Source organism: Paraburkholderia acidipaludis NBRC 101816 (assembly GCF_000684975.1).
Taxonomy (GTDB): domain Bacteria; phylum Pseudomonadota; class Gammaproteobacteria; order Burkholderiales; family Burkholderiaceae; genus Paraburkholderia; species Paraburkholderia acidipaludis.
Genome location: NZ_BAXZ01000006.1, coordinates 164,592 through 180,861, shown reverse-complemented (window position 1 = coordinate 180,861; position 16,270 = coordinate 164,592). Strand labels below are relative to the sequence as shown.

Here is a 16,270-nt window from a genome sequence, read left to right as displayed (position 1 = left end):
AGATGCCCCCTTTAGTTGTTGCGCAGGACAATGCCGCGCATGTGCCAGTAGCCGCCGGGGTCGAGAAACTGCCCGACCATGACGTAGGGCGACGGGCAGTCCTGACGCTGGTTTGCGCCGGTGAAAGCAGCGCCTTCCCATGCTCCGGAATTCCATTGGCAATTCGCATTGCGGTCGGCCTTGCCGGCGTTCAGGTTGTCGCGCCACGCGTAGAGGTCGCCGATCACGTCGCTGATCCACTGGCCGCGGAACGGCATGTAGATGTTGCCGTCGTTGTTGAACTGCGCCCCGCCCGCCTGGAAGCCGCCGTTGCTATACAGGCGGCCGCTGTTGTCGAACCACGCCGTAACGGCGCTGTAGCCGTTGTTGATGACTTCGAGGCCGCCCCCGTTGCGAGCTCGGATATACGTCCACCATCCATCACCGGACCGCATGCCGAAGTCGCCCTGACTTCCGGTCGGCGCGATGGAAAGCCGGGACGTCATCGTGTCACCGCTCCTGTTCACCTTGGCGCTGACCTGGCCATTGGTCGCGTCGCGGTCGGCGGTCGTCGCATAGTTCGCGGGGTTGAGATTGGCGGTATCCCACGGCGTAGCTCCGTTGAACACGGGGCGCTGGTTGAACGATGCGACCTGCGAGGCGCGAGAAACCGTCAGGACACTCGCCTGTGTACCGTCGTCTTTCCAGGCATTGAGGAAGAATTCACCGCCGGCGTTGTTGCCCGTTTCGGCGGTATCGCGCTTGCCGAGCGTCCAGCGTGCTTTACCGTTATTCGAGAGGTACAGGCTGCTCAGGCCTGCGCCGCCGTCGATAGTCGAGCTGACCTGTTTCACGCCGCCCGCGACCTGCAGCGCATTTGTACCGTCGTCGGCGGTCGTGCCGATCAGTACGCGGCCGGCGAGCTTCGGTGAATTCTTCGGCGCGTAGCGCGCGGCCGCCTTCTTCGGCGTGACAGCGCGCGCGTCATCGGTGCCGGCGTCGACTTCGGCCTGCGTGGCGAGCTCGATCACGCCCTGCATGTCCTCGCCCGCCGGCGGATTCAGGAACGAAGCGGACGGAAAGGACAGCGCCGCGGCATCGATCGATGCAAACTGAACGTCGACGGAAAGTAGCAGCTGCGCCGCCGGCGACTTCTCCATGATCGGGCCGTCTGCGGCCTGCTGGCTGTAGTACGCCGCAAGCGTGCCGTCTTCGAGATAGAACCCGAAGCCCCAAAGCGTGTACTGCTCGGCGGTGCTGTCCTGCAGCGTGACGTGAATCGTGTCGGCATCGATGTTCTGCCCGCCAAACGTGTCGATACGCTTGAGCTCGTTCGGGAGCGCGGTCAGCTTCCTGTTCGACGCGTCAAAGGCGGCATTGCACAGGCCGATCTTTGTGACCTTGTGGGCGTTCGTTCCGGTGTTGCCCGAGGCGACGAGCGCCGCGCGAAAGGCGTCTGAAATCGTGATGAGGGTTCCGGCCATGGTCAGATTCGTCAGATATCCGAGAGGGTGAGGCGGCGATACAGGGCGGCCCGTGCGGCGGCCGCGACGCCAAAGCGCCCCTGCATCGAATAGCCCTGCGTGAACGTGTAATGCGCGCGGACGGGCTTCGTGCGTTCGATTTCCGCGATGATGTCGGCGACGTATTCGGCCGTTGCGGGCTCACCGTTGCGCGCGGTGACAGTCATCACAATGTCGAACGTGCCGGGCGTGCCGCGAGGCGTCATCTCGAACCACTCGCGCAGCACGAGGTTGGCGCCAAATGTGGCGACGACTTCGCGTACGGCCGCCGCGGTGCCCTTCCTGCGTGCGATCGGAATGGCCTTCCTGACGCGATCGCGCTTCACGCTTTCGGGCCAGTAGTCTTTCCACGTATCGACGCCGAGGTGCCACGCAAGCCACGGCAGCAGATCGAGCCGGATGGTTGCCGGGTTCATGAGCGAGCGCAGCGGTACGTCGATATCGCTGATTGCCGCGTTTGTCGCCGCGAGATTGCGCTCGTGCTTGCTCGCGTTTGGCGGAAGCAACGAGTTCGGACGATTACTCATTGCTGTACACCCCGCCGTCGAGCAGGTTGATACCTGTGCAGAACGGCGCCTGTTGTTTCGTCGACGGCATATCCGCGGCAGGCGCACGCAGAATGACCTTCTGCACGCCGGGCTGGCGCGCGGCGGCAAAAATCCCGTCGCGGGTAATCTCCATGCCGAGGCGATGCATGTCGTCGGTGTACTTTTTGACCGCCTTGTTTGCCTGTGCGAGTACGACAGAACGATCGGGGCCGGCGAAGAAAATGAGTGTCGCGTCGATGGCGTAGCCATTGATTTGCGCGCCCTGCACGAGCACTTCGTCGGTGAGCGGGCGCACGTCGTCTTTCGAAAGCGCGTCGCGCACGGCATCGAGAATGCCGTCGCCGTCCTGCACGGAGCCGTCGCCGATGCGCGAAAGCACGGTAACGAGCACCTGACACGGCGACGGGCTCGCGGCCGTTGCATCGAGCACGCGGCCGTCTGCGTCGCGTGCGTGCTTGATGTATGCGCTCTCAGGGCCGGCGACAGACAGACTCGACGGCGCGAGCTGCGTGCGATAGCGCAGATCGCTGTCGCTTTCCATCACGGCCGCGGTGCCGTGCACCGGGTCGGCCGGCGTGATCGTCAGGCGCTCCAGATCGAAGAACGCGGCGAGCTGTTCGAGGTCGCCGTTTTCTGCATAGGCCAGCATCACGGCGCGCGCTGCGTCGTTCACACGCTGACGAAGCACAACCTCGCGGTACGCGTTCTCCTGCAGGAGCTTCACCATCGGCTCCGATTCGAGCTCAAGCGTCGCCGCGACTTCGGTCTGTTCTTCGGCCGGATAGAGCGACACGAGCCGCGCCTTACGTTGCGCGAGCAGCGTCTCGTAGTCGATCAACTCGACGATATCGGGAACCGGGAGTTGCGAAAGGTCGATCGGCGTCGCGCTCATGCTGCGGCCCCGTTTGCGATTGGGACGCTTGCCTTGACCGTCTCTCCGGTCTCGGTGGTCGTGCCTTCAATGTCGACGACCTGCACGCCCTGCCCTGCATCGTCGATATCGGTTCCGAGCTGGACACGCGAGAGCGTCAGGCGCGGTTCCCATCGCATGAGGGCGGTCGCGATCGCGGCATACACGCGGGTACGCGTGGCGCCATTGTTCGGGGCGTCGATCAGGTCGGGAATGTCCGAGCCAAACGTGCGGCGCTTGACGCGCGAGGCGAGCGGTGTCGACAGGATTTGTCCGATCGACTGATACAGGTGATCGAGCCCGCTGATCGCGCGGCCGGTGGTGACGTTCAGGCCTTTCATTGCGGTTCGCTCACGAGCTGACCGTCACCCTGCTCACGGTGCGTGTGGTGCGCGGAGCTCTTGCCGCCGGCAATGAGGTCGTCGCTCACGACGACGGTGCCGGAAATTACCGCTGTCGGGCCGCCGCTTTTGCCGGCCTGGCCGCTCATGCCGTTCTCGAACGCGAACGCACCCTTGACGAGCATCGCGCCCGTGACGGTGGTTTGTTTGGCGTCGAGCGTGATGGCGTCAGCCTGCACACTTGCAGTTTTCGTCTGCACGTTCACGGCGCCCGGTGCGACGATCAACACGGTCGCGCCGGCCGGCAGCGTCGCTTTGAGGGCGTGCGCCGCGTGGTCGTATTCGATCTCGGCGCCGTCAGGGTAGCGGCGTAGATGCTTGTCGGGGCTGTTGCTCGGCGGGGGCGTGTCGTCGGAATTCAGGCCGGCCACGGCGACGCCCTGGGCGGGGTCGCCCATCGGGCAGAGAAGCAGAACCCTTTCGCCCTTCGTAAGCGGGCTCCATTCGCGGGTTGTACCGGCGCGCACCGTGGCGAACGGAATCCAGTTCGTGGTGAGACCCGGATTGTCGGCGTCGGCAGGGTCGCCCACGGATACCCGGCACGTCGGCGGGTTGGTTGTAAGGTCAACGTCGGCGACCGATCCCTTGCGGACCAGGTTGACGATAAGGCGGCGGAATTCGTTGGCATCCATACCGCTCATGCTGCCCGACGCGCGCGGGCGGGGCGAGCGGCGATCTGCGTTCCCCGGCCGGGTACAAAAAGCCGCCACAAACGTACGCGAAACGGTTCTTATCAATCCCAAACCGCCGCACAAGCCCGTGGGCTTCAGCGACCCTTTCAAGAGTGCAAAATCATTTCGTACGGCAAGGTTAGCAAACGATTGGTCGACGCTATCGGTCTTCAGTTCAGCAGTTCCCACCCCGAGGTGAGCCGTGAAACAAGCCCGGGATTGATCAGCAAAACGCTATACTGCAGCGACAATCCGTCTACTGGTCAGTCGAGGTCGCGATGCCAATCGAACTCTCCCGCCTTGCGAATGAGTTGATTCCGGAAAAGACCGTGCTGTTCTTCGGTGCGGGTGCGTGCGTATCCTCACATGCTCCGTCCGTCACGAAACTAATGGAGTACTTTCAAGCTACCTTTGGTGTGTCGACTGATGGATACTCCTTGCGAGAATACGCAGGGATCATCGAAAACAAATTTGGGCGAAAAAAACTGATTGACGCGCTCAGAGTTCCGTTCAAAAAACTTCACCCGACCGGCAGTCTATCCAACATTCCGCTTTATCAGTGGAAGTCCTTGTTTACAACGAACTATGACACGCTGATCGAGCAGGCCTATGAGGCGAAAAACGTAGATTTGATTGTATATGAATCGAATTTCGATTTTGCTGCACACGAAAACCCATTATCAGTTAAATTATTTAAACTTCACGGGACTATCGATAAGGATATTACAAATGGTCACGCAGCCAGAATTATAATAACCGACAACGATTATGACTACACCAGCGTTTACCGGGATGGATTGTATGCTCGTTTGAGATCGGATCTGTATGGCGCCAATCTTATTATTATTGGCCATTCATTGGCGGACGAGGACATTAAATCCATCGCGAATCATGCTGCGGGGATTGTAAGTCAAACTGGCGGGGTCGGTAGTATCGCATTGTTGATGTACCGCCAAGATATTGATCGTGCAGAATTATGGGAGCGTCGCGGCTTTCGCGTCTGCTTTGGTGGCATAGACGATTTTTTTTCTGCGCTGGCGCCGAAGATTCCCGCGACAGCGATTGCCTATGTCGACCCCGTGGAGCCGTTGGATCACGCACCTTCATTAAGACCAATCACCGTAGATGTAGCGCACGCCTCCACCGGAAGTTCAGATGTAAGTGGAATGTTCAACGGTTGGCCTGCCACTTATGCCGACATTGAGGCTGCCCTCACGTTCGACAGATTGGCGACAGGAGATATTGTTTCAGAAATCAAGAGTGACGGGCTTGTATGCGCAGTCATTTTGGGACCCAGTGGCGTCGGAAAAACAACCAGCGCGCGACAAGCTCTATTGCGACTCGTCAAAGAGGGATATTATTGCTGGGAGCATAAAGATGATTATGAACTCATTCCGGAAGATTGGCTGACAGTCGCTCGCATTCTGCCAAAATATAACGCTAATGGCGTCCTGCTGATCGACGATGCGCATCACCATTTGTTCGCTATTAATCGGATTTTGGACGCGATTCGGGCCGAGAGAATTCTTAATTTTAAAATCGTGCTAACGAGCACGAGAAATCACTGGAATCCCCGTATAAAATCGATCGCTTTCTATAAAATTGGAAAGACATTCCACATGGAGCGTCTCAAGTCGCAAGAAATTGAGTGGCTCTTAAATCTCCTTGAATCCAATCAGCACATCAAGCACTTGATCGGAGATTCGTTTAGTGGATTTTCCCGCTACGAACGCCGTCGCCGCTTGATTGATAGATTCGAATCCGAAACGTTCGTTTGTTTGAAGAACATATTTGCCTCAGAGAAGTTTGACGATATTATTCTGAGGGAATATGCGTCACTGGAGCCGGATCTTCAAGAAATATATCGAATTGTTGCTGGCATGGAGAGCGCAGGGATCCGGGTTCATCGACAATTGGTTATCCGGTTGTTGGGGATCCCCGCCGACACAATTGCCGCGGCGTTACTCAATTTAACCGACATAATTCGCGAATACACCGTCAGTGAGCGAGAAGGATTGTATGCGTGGAAATGCCGCCATGATGTGATTGCGTGGATTTTGGCAAAATACAAATATCAAGATATTGGAGAAATCGTCCAGCTCTTTGATGATGTAATTGATTGCATTTCGCCAACCTACGATATTGAGGTGAGGAGCATAAGAGAGCTTTGTAACTTGGAGACCGGGTTGCCACGGATAACTGACAAGGAAACCCAAAATAGGTTGCTTAGGAAAATGATGTCCGTAGCGCCTGGTGAGCGAATTCCTCGGCACCGGTTAGTGCGCAATCTCATTCAAATGGGGATGCATGAAAAAGCCGAGACTGAGATAAGAATATTTGAGAAAGATTTTGGCGCTGACGCTCCGATAGCGCGTTATAAAATTAAAGGGATGGTTGCGCGAGCTGTTGATGCCCCCGGTTTGCTCGACGAGGACCGCGTTGCAATTCTTCTTCAGGCTAGGGATTTTTCTATTTCAGCTATTGAGCGCTATCCTGAACATAAATTAATCCTCGGCGCTTACTGCGATGTGGGGGTTGAATATTATCGAAAGACTGGTGATTTTACCATTTACGACGACGCAATGCGGAAGTTGAAATTTGCCGAACAGCAAGTTGGAGACCCCGAAATCAGCACGATCGTCCGCCAGTATGAAATTCGTATGGCCGGCCACAACGAAAGTCGCGTCGGCGACGAGGGTGCTTCGGTTAGCAAATGAAATGCAAACTTGCGGCAGAGCGTTGGCAATCCCACTATTGATTGTCAGAAATCTGTCCCAATTGAGCCGGCTTTGTGTATGCCGAGATTCAATGACATAGTTGCAAGATCCGGAATCCAGATCGATCGTCGAATATCACGCGGTCCGAATTGCAAGCACCATCGGCATGTAAAAATGCAACGAGCTTCTTAAGAATTCTGGCATTCAGAGGCCCCGTGTGATGTGCTGAACCAGCTGGTCACGTATCAGCCCGCGATCGGCATCGGTAAGCCCAAGCAGTACGCGTGCAGGATAGCGAACCTCCGGGCCGCCCGATGAGACACGATCCACTTCGCCGAACTGGTGAACGCGAGCGATCCGCGCAACGCGGCCGGCAAAGCCGATCGCGAGTCCGGTCGGCGTCGCTTCGACCTGCATGTAACGTGCCGTGCGCAGCTTCGCAAACATTGCTGCGCGCTTGATGCGCCCGCGCTTGCCGCGAAGCTTTTTCCCGCTCTTCTGTGCCTTGACCTTGCGCGGCGTGTAGGCGGTGCCGTCCGGCTCTCGCTGCGCCGCTATGCGAGTCTGTTGGCTGCGCCGCAGCTCACGCGCGATATCGAGCATGACCTTTCGGCGCGCAGCCGGCGCGAGCTGGGCGAGCAGCGCACCGGCCCATTTCTCAACGGCCTGCAGCTCGTCCGTCATGCCGGCCAGCCCTGCGAGGCGTCGCCGAGCGTGTACGTGTTGGGCGCCACTCGTGAATCGTCTACGTGCTCAATCGTGCGCGTGCCGTCGTCGGCCTGCCTGACGACGACGCTCTCGGTGAGCTGCAGCTTGACCGATACGTCGGCCGTTGCGTTGTCGAGAATGTCGACTTCGTAGGTGATGCCGTTTGCGCGTTCGTCGGGATTCAGGAAAAGATCGGCCTGATAGGCGCGCGCCCATTCGACGATCGCGACGAACAGCTCGTCGGAGTCACCCGCGAAATCGAGCAGCATCACGTTGCACGTATAGCGATACTCGAACGAGAGCGAGCGTGCGCTCGTCGCCGCAATCGACCCGGCGTCAATGAACACGGTCAGCTTGTCCGGGTTGGCCGCGAGAGAGGGAATCGCCCTGACGATCGCCGCGCGCAGGCTCGCCGGCTTAATCATGCGCCGCGCTCCCCTGCTCTCCCTTGTGCTGGCAATCAAAAATCATGTCGACGATCGCCGCGCAGGATGCCCAGGCCGCCCGCGCGATGGTGAGCGCGTCGTCGAGCTCGCCGTTAGTCCGCGGCGCCATCGCTGGGAGCGCGCAGCGCGGCACGGTCTGACACTGCTGCAGCGTAATCGCCGGCGCCGGTCTGGGCGGGGGTGTTGTGCAGGCGGGCAACATCAAAAGGCAAAGGCGTATCAGCCCATGCGCGAACCTCGGCATTTTCATCCCTGAGTCTCCGGTTTTCCTGCAGTGCGGTGTCGAGCTGTGCGGCGATCGCCGATCGCGCGCGGTCGAGCTGCTGCTGTTGCTTCGCCTTGTCGGCGGCGTCGGCCTGCAGGCGGTTGATGGTGTCGTCACGGTCGACGATGCCCTGCCGTGCGTCGTCGAGCTGCTGCGTGCGTTCATCGAGCTCCGTGTGCAGCGCGCGCACGTACACCACGCCGAGGTCGATCGCGACTAGCACAAGCAGGCCGGCGAGGATTTTCGCGGTGAGGCTCATGCGGCCGCCTGTTCGGGGCCGGCGTAGCGGTCATACGCGCGGGCGAGCTTCACGTCGTACAGATTGGCCGCATAGTTCGTGCCGTTGTAGCCCTTGGCGAAGGTCGCCCACTTCCGGGCCTTGAGCGCCGCGACGAGCCCGCTGTCGGCCGCCACGAAGCGCACAAACGCGTCGAGCTGGTCGGCTTCGCTGTTCTCCATGCGGGCGACGAAGTTGTCGACGCTGGCATAGCCCAGGCGCTGCCAGTTCTCGCCCATCACCTGAAACGCGCCCCAGCTCGCCGACTCGTATGCGGCGGCTGGGTCGATCAGCTCGGCCGTTGCGAGCCGCGTGTATTCCGCCGCACCGCCCTGATAGCCTCCCGGCGTCTGCGAAACGATGTTCGGATACTTCGCAGCGAGCGGCGCCGGGTCAATGCCGTGCGCCTTCAGGCGACGCCAGAAAACATGCCGCTCGAACAGGATTTTCGGGCGGCCGTCGACGAGGTAGCCCGAGCCGGTCGACTCCACTTCGTTCACGGCCCGCACACACGCGAGCGGCACGCCCAGGGTGTCGGCCGCACGCACGAGGTCGGCGTCGGCGAGGTGCTTCGGGTCGCGCTGGCCGGTGGCGAGCGCGGCGTACGTCTTGGGGCCGGCGATCCCGTCGACCACGAGGCCCGTTTTCGTCTGCAGCGTGCGCACCGCGGTTTCGGTGGCGACGTCGTAGACGTGCGTAATGGCCAGCACGAAGCCGGCGCGGTTCAGGCGCGACTGCAGCAGGCCAACGTCGGCGCCAATATCGCCGAGGCGATGCGTTTTCATGGGGCGTCACTCCGCAGAAGGCGCGCGACGTTACCGCGCGCGCAGAAGACAAACAGGGCCAGCAGAACGGCCTTGCCGGCTTCAAAAAATCCGACCTGCTTCGCGTGCAGCGCGAGCTCGATCGACGAGCCGCCCAGCACGACCACGAGCAGCCAGGCGAGCCAGGAGACGTGATGCCGGTGGCGCGCGCCGTTGCGGCGGTACGTGAGCAGGAGCAGCACGGCCGCGAGCTGCGCCACGAGCGCGATCGTCGCGAGGGTGATGTGCATGTCAGCCCCCTTTCTTCAGGAACGCGAGCAGGTCGACGGTCTTGATGCGCTCGATCAGCTGCAGCGTGACCGTGATCACGAGCGCGGCCGCGAAGAACCCCGCGACGCCAGTCGAGCGGATCGGCGTGGCGTTGACGATTTCCGGAGCGGCGAGATAGCCCATCACGAGCGAAATCAGCAGGTAGGCGGCGCGCTTCGCGAGGCCAAGGTCTTTCGAGGTGACGACCACAAGCGCGGCGCCCGTAAATGCCCCGATCAGGGCATTGCCGTCGATACCGGGCGCGAGGCCTGCGAGCCCGATCGCAGCCGACACGGCTGCCGCGGTGGTGGTGTTCGGTTCGGCCATGCGTGCGGCTCCTGGGGTCAGTCAAACAGTTGCAACAAGGGGGCCGTGCTCGGCACGGTGTCGAGGTCGGGCAGATAGACCACCGTGCCAATCGGCAGCACGGCGCCTAAGTCTGCGAGGCCGGCATTCGCTTCGAGCACCGCCTCAACCGTGGCGTCGGTACGGCCGTAGTAGCGCCAGCAGATCGCGTCGACCGTATCGCCTTGCTGTGCGGTGACGTTCATCAGATCAGCTCGACGGTCGTGCGGCGGATCCCGCGAATGTCGGCGAGCGCGATGCGCACATTGCGACGGGCTTCGCAGATCGTTTCTTCGAGCGCTTCGGCGGCCTGGCCGCCCGACTTCGTCGAGTCGTAGCCGCGATACTGCTCGGTGAGATCCGCGCGCACGAGGTTGAACACGGCGCGGCGATAGCGGATAACGTGCGTGCTCTGGCTGCCGAGCTGCGCCGCCGGCACGCTGGCGAGGTCGGAATGGCCGGCCGCAACTTGCGAGGCCTGCCACGAGCCCAGCTCGGCGTTACAGCTCGCCATCGCATCGAGCGCGGCAGCGCGCAGGCGCGTATCGGTCACGGTGCCGTCAAGGCGCGTTTCCTCGCGCAGCTCGGCGAGATCGATGTCGGGAAACCATCCGTCGTTTTCGAGCGTGGTCGACGGCGCCGGCGCGGTGCCGGTGGTCGTGTCTGCGGTGGCGAGAAAGCTGCTCATGTCCGGGCCGTTGAATAGGTGGCGGTGGACCGGCGTTCAAATCCCGTTGCCGTCAGGTGTTGGGAGTGAACGCCGGTGCCGCCATTGCCGGGGGGCTCTTTACACGCGGGCGGCCGATCGGCGGCCGTCCGCTTCGCCCAACATCTTTTCCAGTCGGGCGATGGTCTGTTTCACGCCGGCGCGGGCATCGAGCCGCAGCGACGTTTGAAGGTTCTGGACGGCCTGCGCAGCGCGCGCCCGGTCGTGCGCGTCGTCGAGCTGGTCGTCGCCGATCAGCTGCATCGAGGCCAGGCCGAGCGCCTTGTGCAGCTTCGCGCGTATCGGGTCGTGCATGTCGGCCGACTCCGTGAGCTCGCGCACTTCGTTGAGCTGGTCGGCGTCGAACGTACCGCCGTCGCGCAGCGCCGCGAGCGCAGCGTCGGCGAATTCTTCGGCGATCGCGGCAGCCGCCGAGCGCTCATAGTGGTCGGGCAGCGTCAGGCCGTGGCGCAGCGCGTAGCGCGCGATATCCAGCGCGCCGGCGTAGTCGCCCGCGTCGATACGCCAGATCAGCACGGTCATCAGCACATCATCCTGACCGCCCCGGCCGCCTTCGAGCGTGCCGGTCACGTAGTCGGCATATTCGGGCAGCACTTCGCGCTTGACTTCGATCTTGCGCGCGACGGACTGCACGGCCTTCAGGCGCCGCCGGTCGGCAGTGAGCTTCACGAGCATCAGCTCGTAATTGCTCGCGCCGGCGGGCAGCTTGCCGGGCTCGGTACGGGCCGCATCCTTCGCGGCCCGCACCTGCTCGTAATGGCGGCGTGCGGGGCTCGTCATGCTCAGGCCGCGATCGCGATGTTTTCGACCACGCAGCCCGAGCCGAAGTCTTCGACCACGTAGGCGTCGTTGGACGATTCGTAGTTCTCGATCCGGTCGCGCTTCGGGTTGTCTTCCACAGCGCGCCGGCGGCCGCCCTCCTGCCAGTAAATCGACAGGTGATCGAGGCGCTGGATCATCAGGGCATTGGCCGGGAAGTACGGAACCGACACCGCCGGCAGGCCGCCGATGCGCTTCTGGCTCACGATCATGTCGGCGGCCATCTGCTCGGTCGGTGCCTGCTGCGTGTTCAGGATCGGGAAATACTTGTCGTGCAACAGGCCGCGGCCGCAGATCACGACAAGGCCCGTGTCGTCGCGATACCAGGGCTCAACGAGGCTCGACAGCGCGTCATACACGAGCGCGTCGAGCGTTTTGTAATCGCCGCCGGCGCCGATCGTCACCTTGCCCGTGCCCTTCGCGACCTCCTTGAGCACGCGCTCGGCGGCCTGCTCGCGGTACTTCTGCAGCCAGCCCTTGTTCACGTCCTGCAGGAGCGGATTCGCATTGCGGTCCGAGCTCGGCGCGCGGCTCGTGCCGTTGAAGCCGATACAGATGCGGTCGAGCGCCTGACGCTTCACGATCGCATCGCGAATGCGCGTCTGGAAGTCGGGAAACTTCGCCCACGCGTCGAGCTTCGCGTACGTGAGATGCGTGTCGAAATTCGTCTGCGTGCAGAAATAGCCGTTCGGATCGAGGTCGCTGGCGTCGACGGTCGTGCGGTCCTTCGTGCTGGTGTCGGTGGTGCTCGCGATCGGCGAGCCGACGCCCAGGCCAAGCTTCTGGCCCTGCTGCTCGGCCACGCCGATCACGTTGATCTTGCCGAGGAATTCGCTCGACTCGGTGATACGGTTTTCAAGCGTTTGCTGCACGCTCGGATCGACCGCGAATTTGGCGGCCGCGTTTTCGATGCCGTTGAGCTGCGCGATCGCGCTCATGTAGGCGTTGAAGGCGTGCCGGGTTTCGTTGCGCATGGGTGGATTCTCCGGGGTGTTGGGTCGGTGGCCGCTCAGTGGCCTGTCAGCAGTCGGTCTTGACGCCAGCGTTCTGGCCGGTCACGGCGGGACGCTGCGCACCGCTGCCCTGCTGCGAAAGCGTCACCTTGAGCTCGGCGAATGCCGTGTCGGCCGCCTCGCGTGCTTTCTTCTCGGTGGCGAGCTCGGTACGCACCGCGTTGAGCTGCGAGGCGAAGCCGGCGACGCGCACGGCCTGCTCGCGGCCGTGGTTCGCGAGCGCTTCGACGGCCTGCGCCACGTCGGCGAATCGCGTGTCGTCGGCGGCGCCCTTCTTCTTCGCGAGGCCGAGGGCTTCGGTCACTTTGGCGAACAGGGATGCGACGCCGGCGGCGGGTTCGGTGGCCGGCTCGAACTCGATCACGGTTTCGGCCGCGGCACTGAACAGGTTGTCGGGGCCGAGCTTGCGCGCGGCGAGCGGGCTGGCTTCGCCCTTCGCCACCTGCCCGGCCGAAAACGCCAGCATGTCGGTGCCGAGGCTCGCGGGGCTGTCGGTCACGGCGAGGCCGACGAGATAGGCCTGTTTCGAATCGGCAAACGAGGGGTCGACTTCGATCGACGTGAACACCTTCTGCCGTGCCTTCGTCATCGCCACGAGCGAGGGCGTCGGCGAAATCTGTGCGTACAGGCCGAGCTTGCCTGAGAACTCACCCGACTCGTCGCGCGCTTCGAGCGCGAGAACGTCGCCGTACGCGTTGAACGGACCATCGGGCAGCACGCCGCGAATGTGTTCGAGGTTCACACGGGCACCGTACAGCGTCGGGCTGTAGTTCTTCGCCATCTGTGCGATCCAGTCGCGCGAGATGTTGCGGCCGTCCGTCGTCGCACCTTCAACGGCGACGCGGAACCACTTCGACGTGCTCGCGTGATTCGTGTTGCCCGGTTGACCGTTCATTTAGTTTGGACTCCATCTGTTTGGATCGTGTAACCGAATGTTGCCGTCCTGAAAGCCGACGGGCAATCAGGCGCCTCAGTGGATCGGCCGGACACAAACGGCAACGCTGCGCACGCGCGCGCGTGACCGTTACGCTCTCGTCATGCTTGAGACGACGAACATTCCCGCATCCACGCCTGACCCGAAAAAGGCGGCACGCGCCCTCTACTGGCAGGGGTGGCGCGTGTCGTCTATTGCGCGCCATCTCGAACTGAAACGCTCCACGGTCGAGACGTGGAAGCAGCGCGACGGTTGGGACAAGACCGCGCCGGTCGACACGATCGAGCTCACGACCGAGATGCGCGTCAATGCGCTGATCGCGAAGGAGAAGAAGGATCCGGGCGATTACAAAGAAATCGACCTGTTGATGCGCCAGCTCGAACGCATCGCGCGCGTGCGCAAATATGGCGAGACGGGCAAGGAATCGGACCTGAATCCGAACATCGAGGCGCGCAACGCGGCGCCGAAAAAAAAGGCCACACGCAACGCGTTCAACGACGAGCAGGTCGAAAAGATCAACGACGCGTTTCGTGAATCGCTGTTCGACTACCAGAAGGTGTGGTTTCGAAGCGGCGAGCAGCGAACGCGCAACGTCCTGAAGTCGCGGCAGATCGGCGCAACCTGGTATTTCGCACGCGAGGCGCTGGTCGATGCGCTCAACACAGGCCGCAACCAGATTTTCCTGTCGGCCAGCAAGGCACAGGCGCACGTCTTCAAGCAGTACATCACGCAGTTTGCGCGAGAGGCCGCCGACGTTGACCTGAGCGGCGATCCGATCGTGCTGCCTAACGAGGCGATTCTCTACTTTCTCGGCACGAACGCGCGCACCGCGCAGAGCTATCACGGCAACTTCTACTTCGATGAGTATTTCTGGGTGCCGAAATTCACGGCGCTCAACAAGGTCGCGTCAGGCATGGCGATGCACAAGCACTGGCGCAAGACCTACTTCTCGACGCCCTCAAGCATCGGGCACGAGGCCTATAAATTCTGGAGCGGCGAGCACATCAACCGCGGCCGCGCGAAGGCCGATCACATTCACTTCGACGTCACACACGAAGCACTGGCGCGCGGCAGGCTCTGCGAGGATCGCCAGTGGCGTCAGATCGTCACGGTCGAGGACGCGGCGCGCGCGGGCTGCACGCTGTTCGATCTTGGCGAGCTGCGGCTCGAATACAGCGCCGAAGAGTACGCGAACCTGCTCATGTGCCAGTTTATCGACGACACCGCGTCGATTTTTACGCTGGCAAACCTGCAGCGCTGTATGGTCGATTCGTGGGAAGTGTGGGAAGACTTCGAGCCCCTGCTCGCCCGGCCGTTCGGCTATCGCCCGGTATGGGTGGGATACGACCCGGCGCTGTCGGGGGACTCGGCCGGTTGCGTAGTGGTCGCCCCGCCCGTGGTCGAGGGCGGCCCGCTGCGCGTGCTGGAAAAGCACCAGTTTCGCGGCATGGATTTCGAGGCACAGGCGCGCAGCATCGAGGAAATCACGAAGCGCTACCACGTCGCCTACATGGCGATCGACACGACCGGTATCGGCCAGGGCGTCTATCAGCTCGCCAAGCAGTTCTTTCCGCGCGTTGTCGCGTTCAACTACTCCCCCGAAGTCAAAGGCCGCCTCGTGCTCAAAGGCCTGTCGGTCGTCGGCAATGCCCGGCTGCAGTTTGATGCCGGCTGGACGGACATGGCGGCCGCCTTCATGGCGATCAAAAAGACCGTGACGGCGAGCGGCCGGCAGGTCACGTACGAGGCAGGCCGCAACGAAGAAACGGGACACGCTGATCTTGCCTGGGCGGTCCTGCACGCAATTTCAAACGAGCCGCTGGAAGGCATGGCGGCCCGCAATTCTGGTTTCATGGAGATTTCCGCATGAGGGCAAAACACAAGCACCGCGCGCAGCTCACGCGCGCCGTCGAACCGGCCGCAGGGGCATCGCACGCGCCGAAGGCAACGGCATTCACGTTCGGCGATCCAATGCCGGTGATGAGCCGCGCCGACCTGCTCGATTACGCCGAGCTCGTCGAGGTCAACGGCTGGTATGAGCCGCCGGTGAGCTGGTCGGGGCTCGCGAAGTCGTTCCGCGCCGGCACGCATCACGCGTCAGCGCTGTACTTCAAGCGCAACGTGCTGGCGTCGACGTTCATTCCGCACCCCCTGCTCTCGCGCGACACGTTCCGCCGCTGGGCGCTCGACTTCCTCATGTTCGGCAATGGATACATCGAGCGGCAGGCGAACCGGCTCGGCGGGACGCTGAAATTCGAGGCGGTGCCGGCGAAGTACACGAGGCGCCGTGTCGACCTGGCCAGCTACGTGCAAACGGACGGCTGGCAGGCGGTTCACGAATTCGACGCGGGCGCCGTGCATCACTTGATCGAGCCCGATGTGAATCAGGAGGTCTACGGCCTGCCTGAATACCTCGGCGCCCTCCATGCCGCCTGGCTGAACGAATCGTCAACGCTGTTCCGGCGGCGCTACTACGAGAACGGGAGCCACGCGGGCTTCATCCTGTACCTGACCGACCCGGCGCAGAATCAGGATGACGTCGATTCGTTGCGCGATGCCCTGAAAAACGCGAAGGGACCGGGCAATTTCCGCAACCTGTTTTACTACGCACCGAACGGCAAGAAAGACGGGCTGCAGCTCATTCCGGTGTCGGAAGTGGCCGCGAAGGACGAGTTTTTCAACATCAAGAACATCACGCGCGACGACCTGCTCGCAGCGCATCGCGTGCCGCCTCAGTTGCTCGGGATCGTGCCGAGCAATACGGGTGGATTCGGTGCGGCCGACACGGCGGCGAAGGTGTTCGGGCGCAATGAGATTGTGCCTCTACAGGCGCAGTTTCTTGCGGTCAACGAGTGGGCCGGCGAGGAAATAGTGCGATTCCTTCCGTACGTGCTGATTGATGGGAACTAAGTCG

General features: G+C 62.0%; 20 protein-coding genes. 3 read left to right on the top strand and 17 right to left on the bottom strand.

What is annotated here, in order from left to right; translation table 11 throughout:
* Nucleotides 1-11: 11 nt before the first annotated feature.
* From BAC01S_RS35050 to BAC01S_RS09580, 5 genes are read right to left on the bottom strand one after another with little or no spacing between them, the layout of a single operon-like run.
* A complete protein-coding gene (locus tag BAC01S_RS35050) occupies nucleotides 12-1,463 on the bottom strand; it encodes a hypothetical protein (RefSeq protein ID WP_052408723.1) in 1,452 nt (483 codons plus the stop codon).
* 11 nt (nucleotides 1,464-1,474) lie between these two features.
* Nucleotides 1,475-2,029, bottom strand: a complete 555-nt coding sequence (locus BAC01S_RS09595) for a phage tail protein I (protein WP_027794571.1) — start codon at nucleotides 2,027-2,029, stop codon at nucleotides 1,475-1,477.
* Nucleotides 2,022-2,942 (bottom strand): baseplate J/gp47 family protein, encoded by a 921-nt coding sequence (locus BAC01S_RS09590; RefSeq protein ID WP_027794570.1) that lies wholly within the window; start codon nucleotides 2,940-2,942, stop codon nucleotides 2,022-2,024. Before BAC01S_RS09590 ends, BAC01S_RS09595 begins: the two co-directional genes overlap by 8 nt.
* Complete coding sequence (locus BAC01S_RS09585; protein ID WP_027794569.1) at nucleotides 2,939-3,301, bottom strand: GPW/gp25 family protein; 363 nt, start codon at nucleotides 3,299-3,301, stop codon at nucleotides 2,939-2,941. Before BAC01S_RS09585 ends, BAC01S_RS09590 begins: the two co-directional genes overlap by 4 nt.
* Complete coding sequence (locus BAC01S_RS09580; protein ID WP_027794568.1) at nucleotides 3,298-3,993, bottom strand: phage baseplate assembly protein V; 696 nt, start codon at nucleotides 3,991-3,993, stop codon at nucleotides 3,298-3,300. Before BAC01S_RS09580 ends, BAC01S_RS09585 begins: the two co-directional genes overlap by 4 nt.
* Nucleotides 3,994-4,310: 317 nt before the next feature.
* Here BAC01S_RS09580 and BAC01S_RS09575 point away from each other — a divergent pair, with 317 nt between their 5' ends.
* Entirely contained in the window at nucleotides 4,311-6,749 is a 2,439-nt protein-coding gene (locus BAC01S_RS09575) for an SIR2 family protein (RefSeq protein ID WP_043201715.1), read from the top strand.
* Between the two features lie 204 nt (nucleotides 6,750-6,953).
* Here the strand turns inward: BAC01S_RS09575 and BAC01S_RS09570 are convergent, their stop codons facing one another.
* The 12 genes from BAC01S_RS09570 to BAC01S_RS30795 form a co-directional block, all read right to left on the bottom strand.
* On the bottom strand, nucleotides 6,954-7,433 hold the full coding sequence (locus tag BAC01S_RS09570) for a phage virion morphogenesis protein (protein ID WP_027794566.1): 480 nt from the start codon (nucleotides 7,431-7,433) through the stop codon (nucleotides 6,954-6,956).
* Nucleotides 7,430-7,882 carry a phage tail protein gene (locus BAC01S_RS09565; RefSeq protein WP_027794565.1) on the bottom strand — a complete coding sequence of 151 codons (453 nt, stop codon included), beginning with the start codon at nucleotides 7,880-7,882 and terminating at the stop codon, nucleotides 7,430-7,432. Before BAC01S_RS09565 ends, BAC01S_RS09570 begins: the two co-directional genes overlap by 4 nt.
* Nucleotides 7,875-8,105 (bottom strand): Rz1-like lysis system protein LysC, encoded by a 231-nt coding sequence (lysC, locus tag BAC01S_RS35360; protein WP_245616557.1) that lies wholly within the window; start codon nucleotides 8,103-8,105, stop codon nucleotides 7,875-7,877. The genes BAC01S_RS09565 and lysC overlap by 8 nt, the downstream gene beginning before the upstream one ends.
* Complete coding sequence (gene lysB / locus BAC01S_RS34530) at nucleotides 7,996-8,427, bottom strand: Rz-like lysis system protein LysB (RefSeq protein WP_043201713.1); 432 nt, start codon at nucleotides 8,425-8,427, stop codon at nucleotides 7,996-7,998. Before lysB ends, lysC begins: the two co-directional genes overlap by 110 nt.
* A complete protein-coding gene (locus BAC01S_RS09550) occupies nucleotides 8,424-9,230 on the bottom strand; it encodes an N-acetylmuramidase domain-containing protein (RefSeq protein WP_027794564.1) in 807 nt (268 codons plus the stop codon). Before BAC01S_RS09550 ends, lysB begins: the two co-directional genes overlap by 4 nt.
* Entirely contained in the window at nucleotides 9,227-9,499 is a 273-nt protein-coding gene (locus tag BAC01S_RS09545; protein ID WP_027794563.1) for a phage holin family protein, read from the bottom strand. Before BAC01S_RS09545 ends, BAC01S_RS09550 begins: the two co-directional genes overlap by 4 nt.
* A 1-nt stretch (nucleotide 9,500) precedes the next feature.
* On the bottom strand, nucleotides 9,501-9,845 hold the full coding sequence (locus BAC01S_RS09540) for a putative holin (RefSeq protein WP_027794562.1): 345 nt from the start codon (nucleotides 9,843-9,845) through the stop codon (nucleotides 9,501-9,503).
* A gap of 17 nt (nucleotides 9,846-9,862) precedes the next feature.
* On the bottom strand, nucleotides 9,863-10,069 hold the full coding sequence (locus BAC01S_RS09535; RefSeq protein ID WP_027794561.1) for a tail protein X: 207 nt from the start codon (nucleotides 10,067-10,069) through the stop codon (nucleotides 9,863-9,865).
* Nucleotides 10,069-10,551, bottom strand: a complete 483-nt coding sequence (locus BAC01S_RS09530) for a head completion/stabilization protein (protein ID WP_027794560.1) — start codon at nucleotides 10,549-10,551, stop codon at nucleotides 10,069-10,071. Before BAC01S_RS09530 ends, BAC01S_RS09535 begins: the two co-directional genes overlap by 1 nt.
* A gap of 99 nt (nucleotides 10,552-10,650) precedes the next feature.
* The gene (gpM, locus tag BAC01S_RS09525) at nucleotides 10,651-11,376 is read right to left on the bottom strand and encodes a phage terminase small subunit (RefSeq protein ID WP_027794559.1); all 726 of its coding nucleotides are present in this window, start codon (nucleotides 11,374-11,376) and stop codon (nucleotides 10,651-10,653) included.
* A complete protein-coding gene (locus BAC01S_RS09520) occupies nucleotides 11,373-12,383 on the bottom strand; it encodes a phage major capsid protein, P2 family (RefSeq protein ID WP_027794558.1) in 1,011 nt (336 codons plus the stop codon). The genes gpM and BAC01S_RS09520 overlap by 4 nt, the downstream gene beginning before the upstream one ends.
* 46 nt (nucleotides 12,384-12,429) lie before the next feature.
* Nucleotides 12,430-13,317 carry a GPO family capsid scaffolding protein gene (locus BAC01S_RS30795; protein WP_043201711.1) on the bottom strand — a complete coding sequence of 296 codons (888 nt, stop codon included), beginning with the start codon at nucleotides 13,315-13,317 and terminating at the stop codon, nucleotides 12,430-12,432.
* Nucleotides 13,318-13,459: 142 nt separating this feature from the next.
* Between BAC01S_RS30795 and BAC01S_RS09510 the strand changes: the two genes are divergently transcribed.
* Nucleotides 13,460-15,226, top strand: a complete 1,767-nt coding sequence (locus BAC01S_RS09510; protein ID WP_027794557.1) for a terminase ATPase subunit family protein — start codon at nucleotides 13,460-13,462, stop codon at nucleotides 15,224-15,226.
* Nucleotides 15,223-16,266 (top strand): phage portal protein, encoded by a 1,044-nt coding sequence (locus tag BAC01S_RS09505; protein ID WP_027794556.1) that lies wholly within the window; start codon nucleotides 15,223-15,225, stop codon nucleotides 16,264-16,266. The genes BAC01S_RS09510 and BAC01S_RS09505 overlap by 4 nt, the downstream gene beginning before the upstream one ends.
* Nucleotides 16,267-16,270: the final 4 nt, after the last annotated feature.

Excerpts from the sequence above, each read along its gene's own strand:
- BAC01S_RS09510 (WP_027794557.1), top strand. The coding sequence starts at position 13,460 with ATGCTTGAGACGACGAACATTCCCGCATCCACGCCTGACCCGAAAAAG.
- BAC01S_RS09505 (WP_027794556.1), top strand. The coding sequence starts at position 15,223 with ATGAGGGCAAAACACAAGCACCGCGCGCAGCTCACGCGCGCCGTCGAA.
- BAC01S_RS09565 (WP_027794565.1), bottom strand. The coding sequence starts at position 7,882 with ATGATTAAGCCGGCGAGCCTGCGCGCGGCGATCGTCAGGGCGATTCCC.
- BAC01S_RS09545 (WP_027794563.1), bottom strand. The coding sequence starts at position 9,499 with ATGCACATCACCCTCGCGACGATCGCGCTCGTGGCGCAGCTCGCGGCC.
- lysB (WP_043201713.1), bottom strand. The coding sequence starts at position 8,427 with ATGAGCCTCACCGCGAAAATCCTCGCCGGCCTGCTTGTGCTAGTCGCG.
- BAC01S_RS09590 (WP_027794570.1), bottom strand. The coding sequence starts at position 2,942 with ATGAGCGCGACGCCGATCGACCTTTCGCAACTCCCGGTTCCCGATATC.
- BAC01S_RS09580 (WP_027794568.1), bottom strand. The coding sequence starts at position 3,993 with ATGGATGCCAACGAATTCCGCCGCCTTATCGTCAACCTGGTCCGCAAG.
- BAC01S_RS09530 (WP_027794560.1), bottom strand. The coding sequence starts at position 10,551 with ATGAGCAGCTTTCTCGCCACCGCAGACACGACCACCGGCACCGCGCCG.
- BAC01S_RS09575 (WP_043201715.1), top strand. The coding sequence starts at position 4,311 with ATGCCAATCGAACTCTCCCGCCTTGCGAATGAGTTGATTCCGGAAAAG.
- BAC01S_RS09595 (WP_027794571.1), bottom strand. The coding sequence starts at position 2,029 with ATGAGTAATCGTCCGAACTCGTTGCTTCCGCCAAACGCGAGCAAGCAC.
- lysC (WP_245616557.1), bottom strand. The coding sequence starts at position 8,105 with ATGTTGCCCGCCTGCACAACACCCCCGCCCAGACCGGCGCCGGCGATT.
- BAC01S_RS09520 (WP_027794558.1), bottom strand. The coding sequence starts at position 12,383 with ATGCGCAACGAAACCCGGCACGCCTTCAACGCCTACATGAGCGCGATC.
- BAC01S_RS09540 (WP_027794562.1), bottom strand. The coding sequence starts at position 9,845 with ATGGCCGAACCGAACACCACCACCGCGGCAGCCGTGTCGGCTGCGATC.
- BAC01S_RS30795 (WP_043201711.1), bottom strand. The coding sequence starts at position 13,317 with ATGAACGGTCAACCGGGCAACACGAATCACGCGAGCACGTCGAAGTGG.
- BAC01S_RS09570 (WP_027794566.1), bottom strand. The coding sequence starts at position 7,433 with ATGACGGACGAGCTGCAGGCCGTTGAGAAATGGGCCGGTGCGCTGCTC.
- BAC01S_RS09585 (WP_027794569.1), bottom strand. The coding sequence starts at position 3,301 with ATGAAAGGCCTGAACGTCACCACCGGCCGCGCGATCAGCGGGCTCGAT.
- BAC01S_RS35050 (WP_052408723.1), bottom strand. The coding sequence starts at position 1,463 with ATGGCCGGAACCCTCATCACGATTTCAGACGCCTTTCGCGCGGCGCTC.
- BAC01S_RS09550 (WP_027794564.1), bottom strand. The coding sequence starts at position 9,230 with ATGAAAACGCATCGCCTCGGCGATATTGGCGCCGACGTTGGCCTGCTG.
- BAC01S_RS09535 (WP_027794561.1), bottom strand. The coding sequence starts at position 10,069 with ATGAACGTCACCGCACAGCAAGGCGATACGGTCGACGCGATCTGCTGG.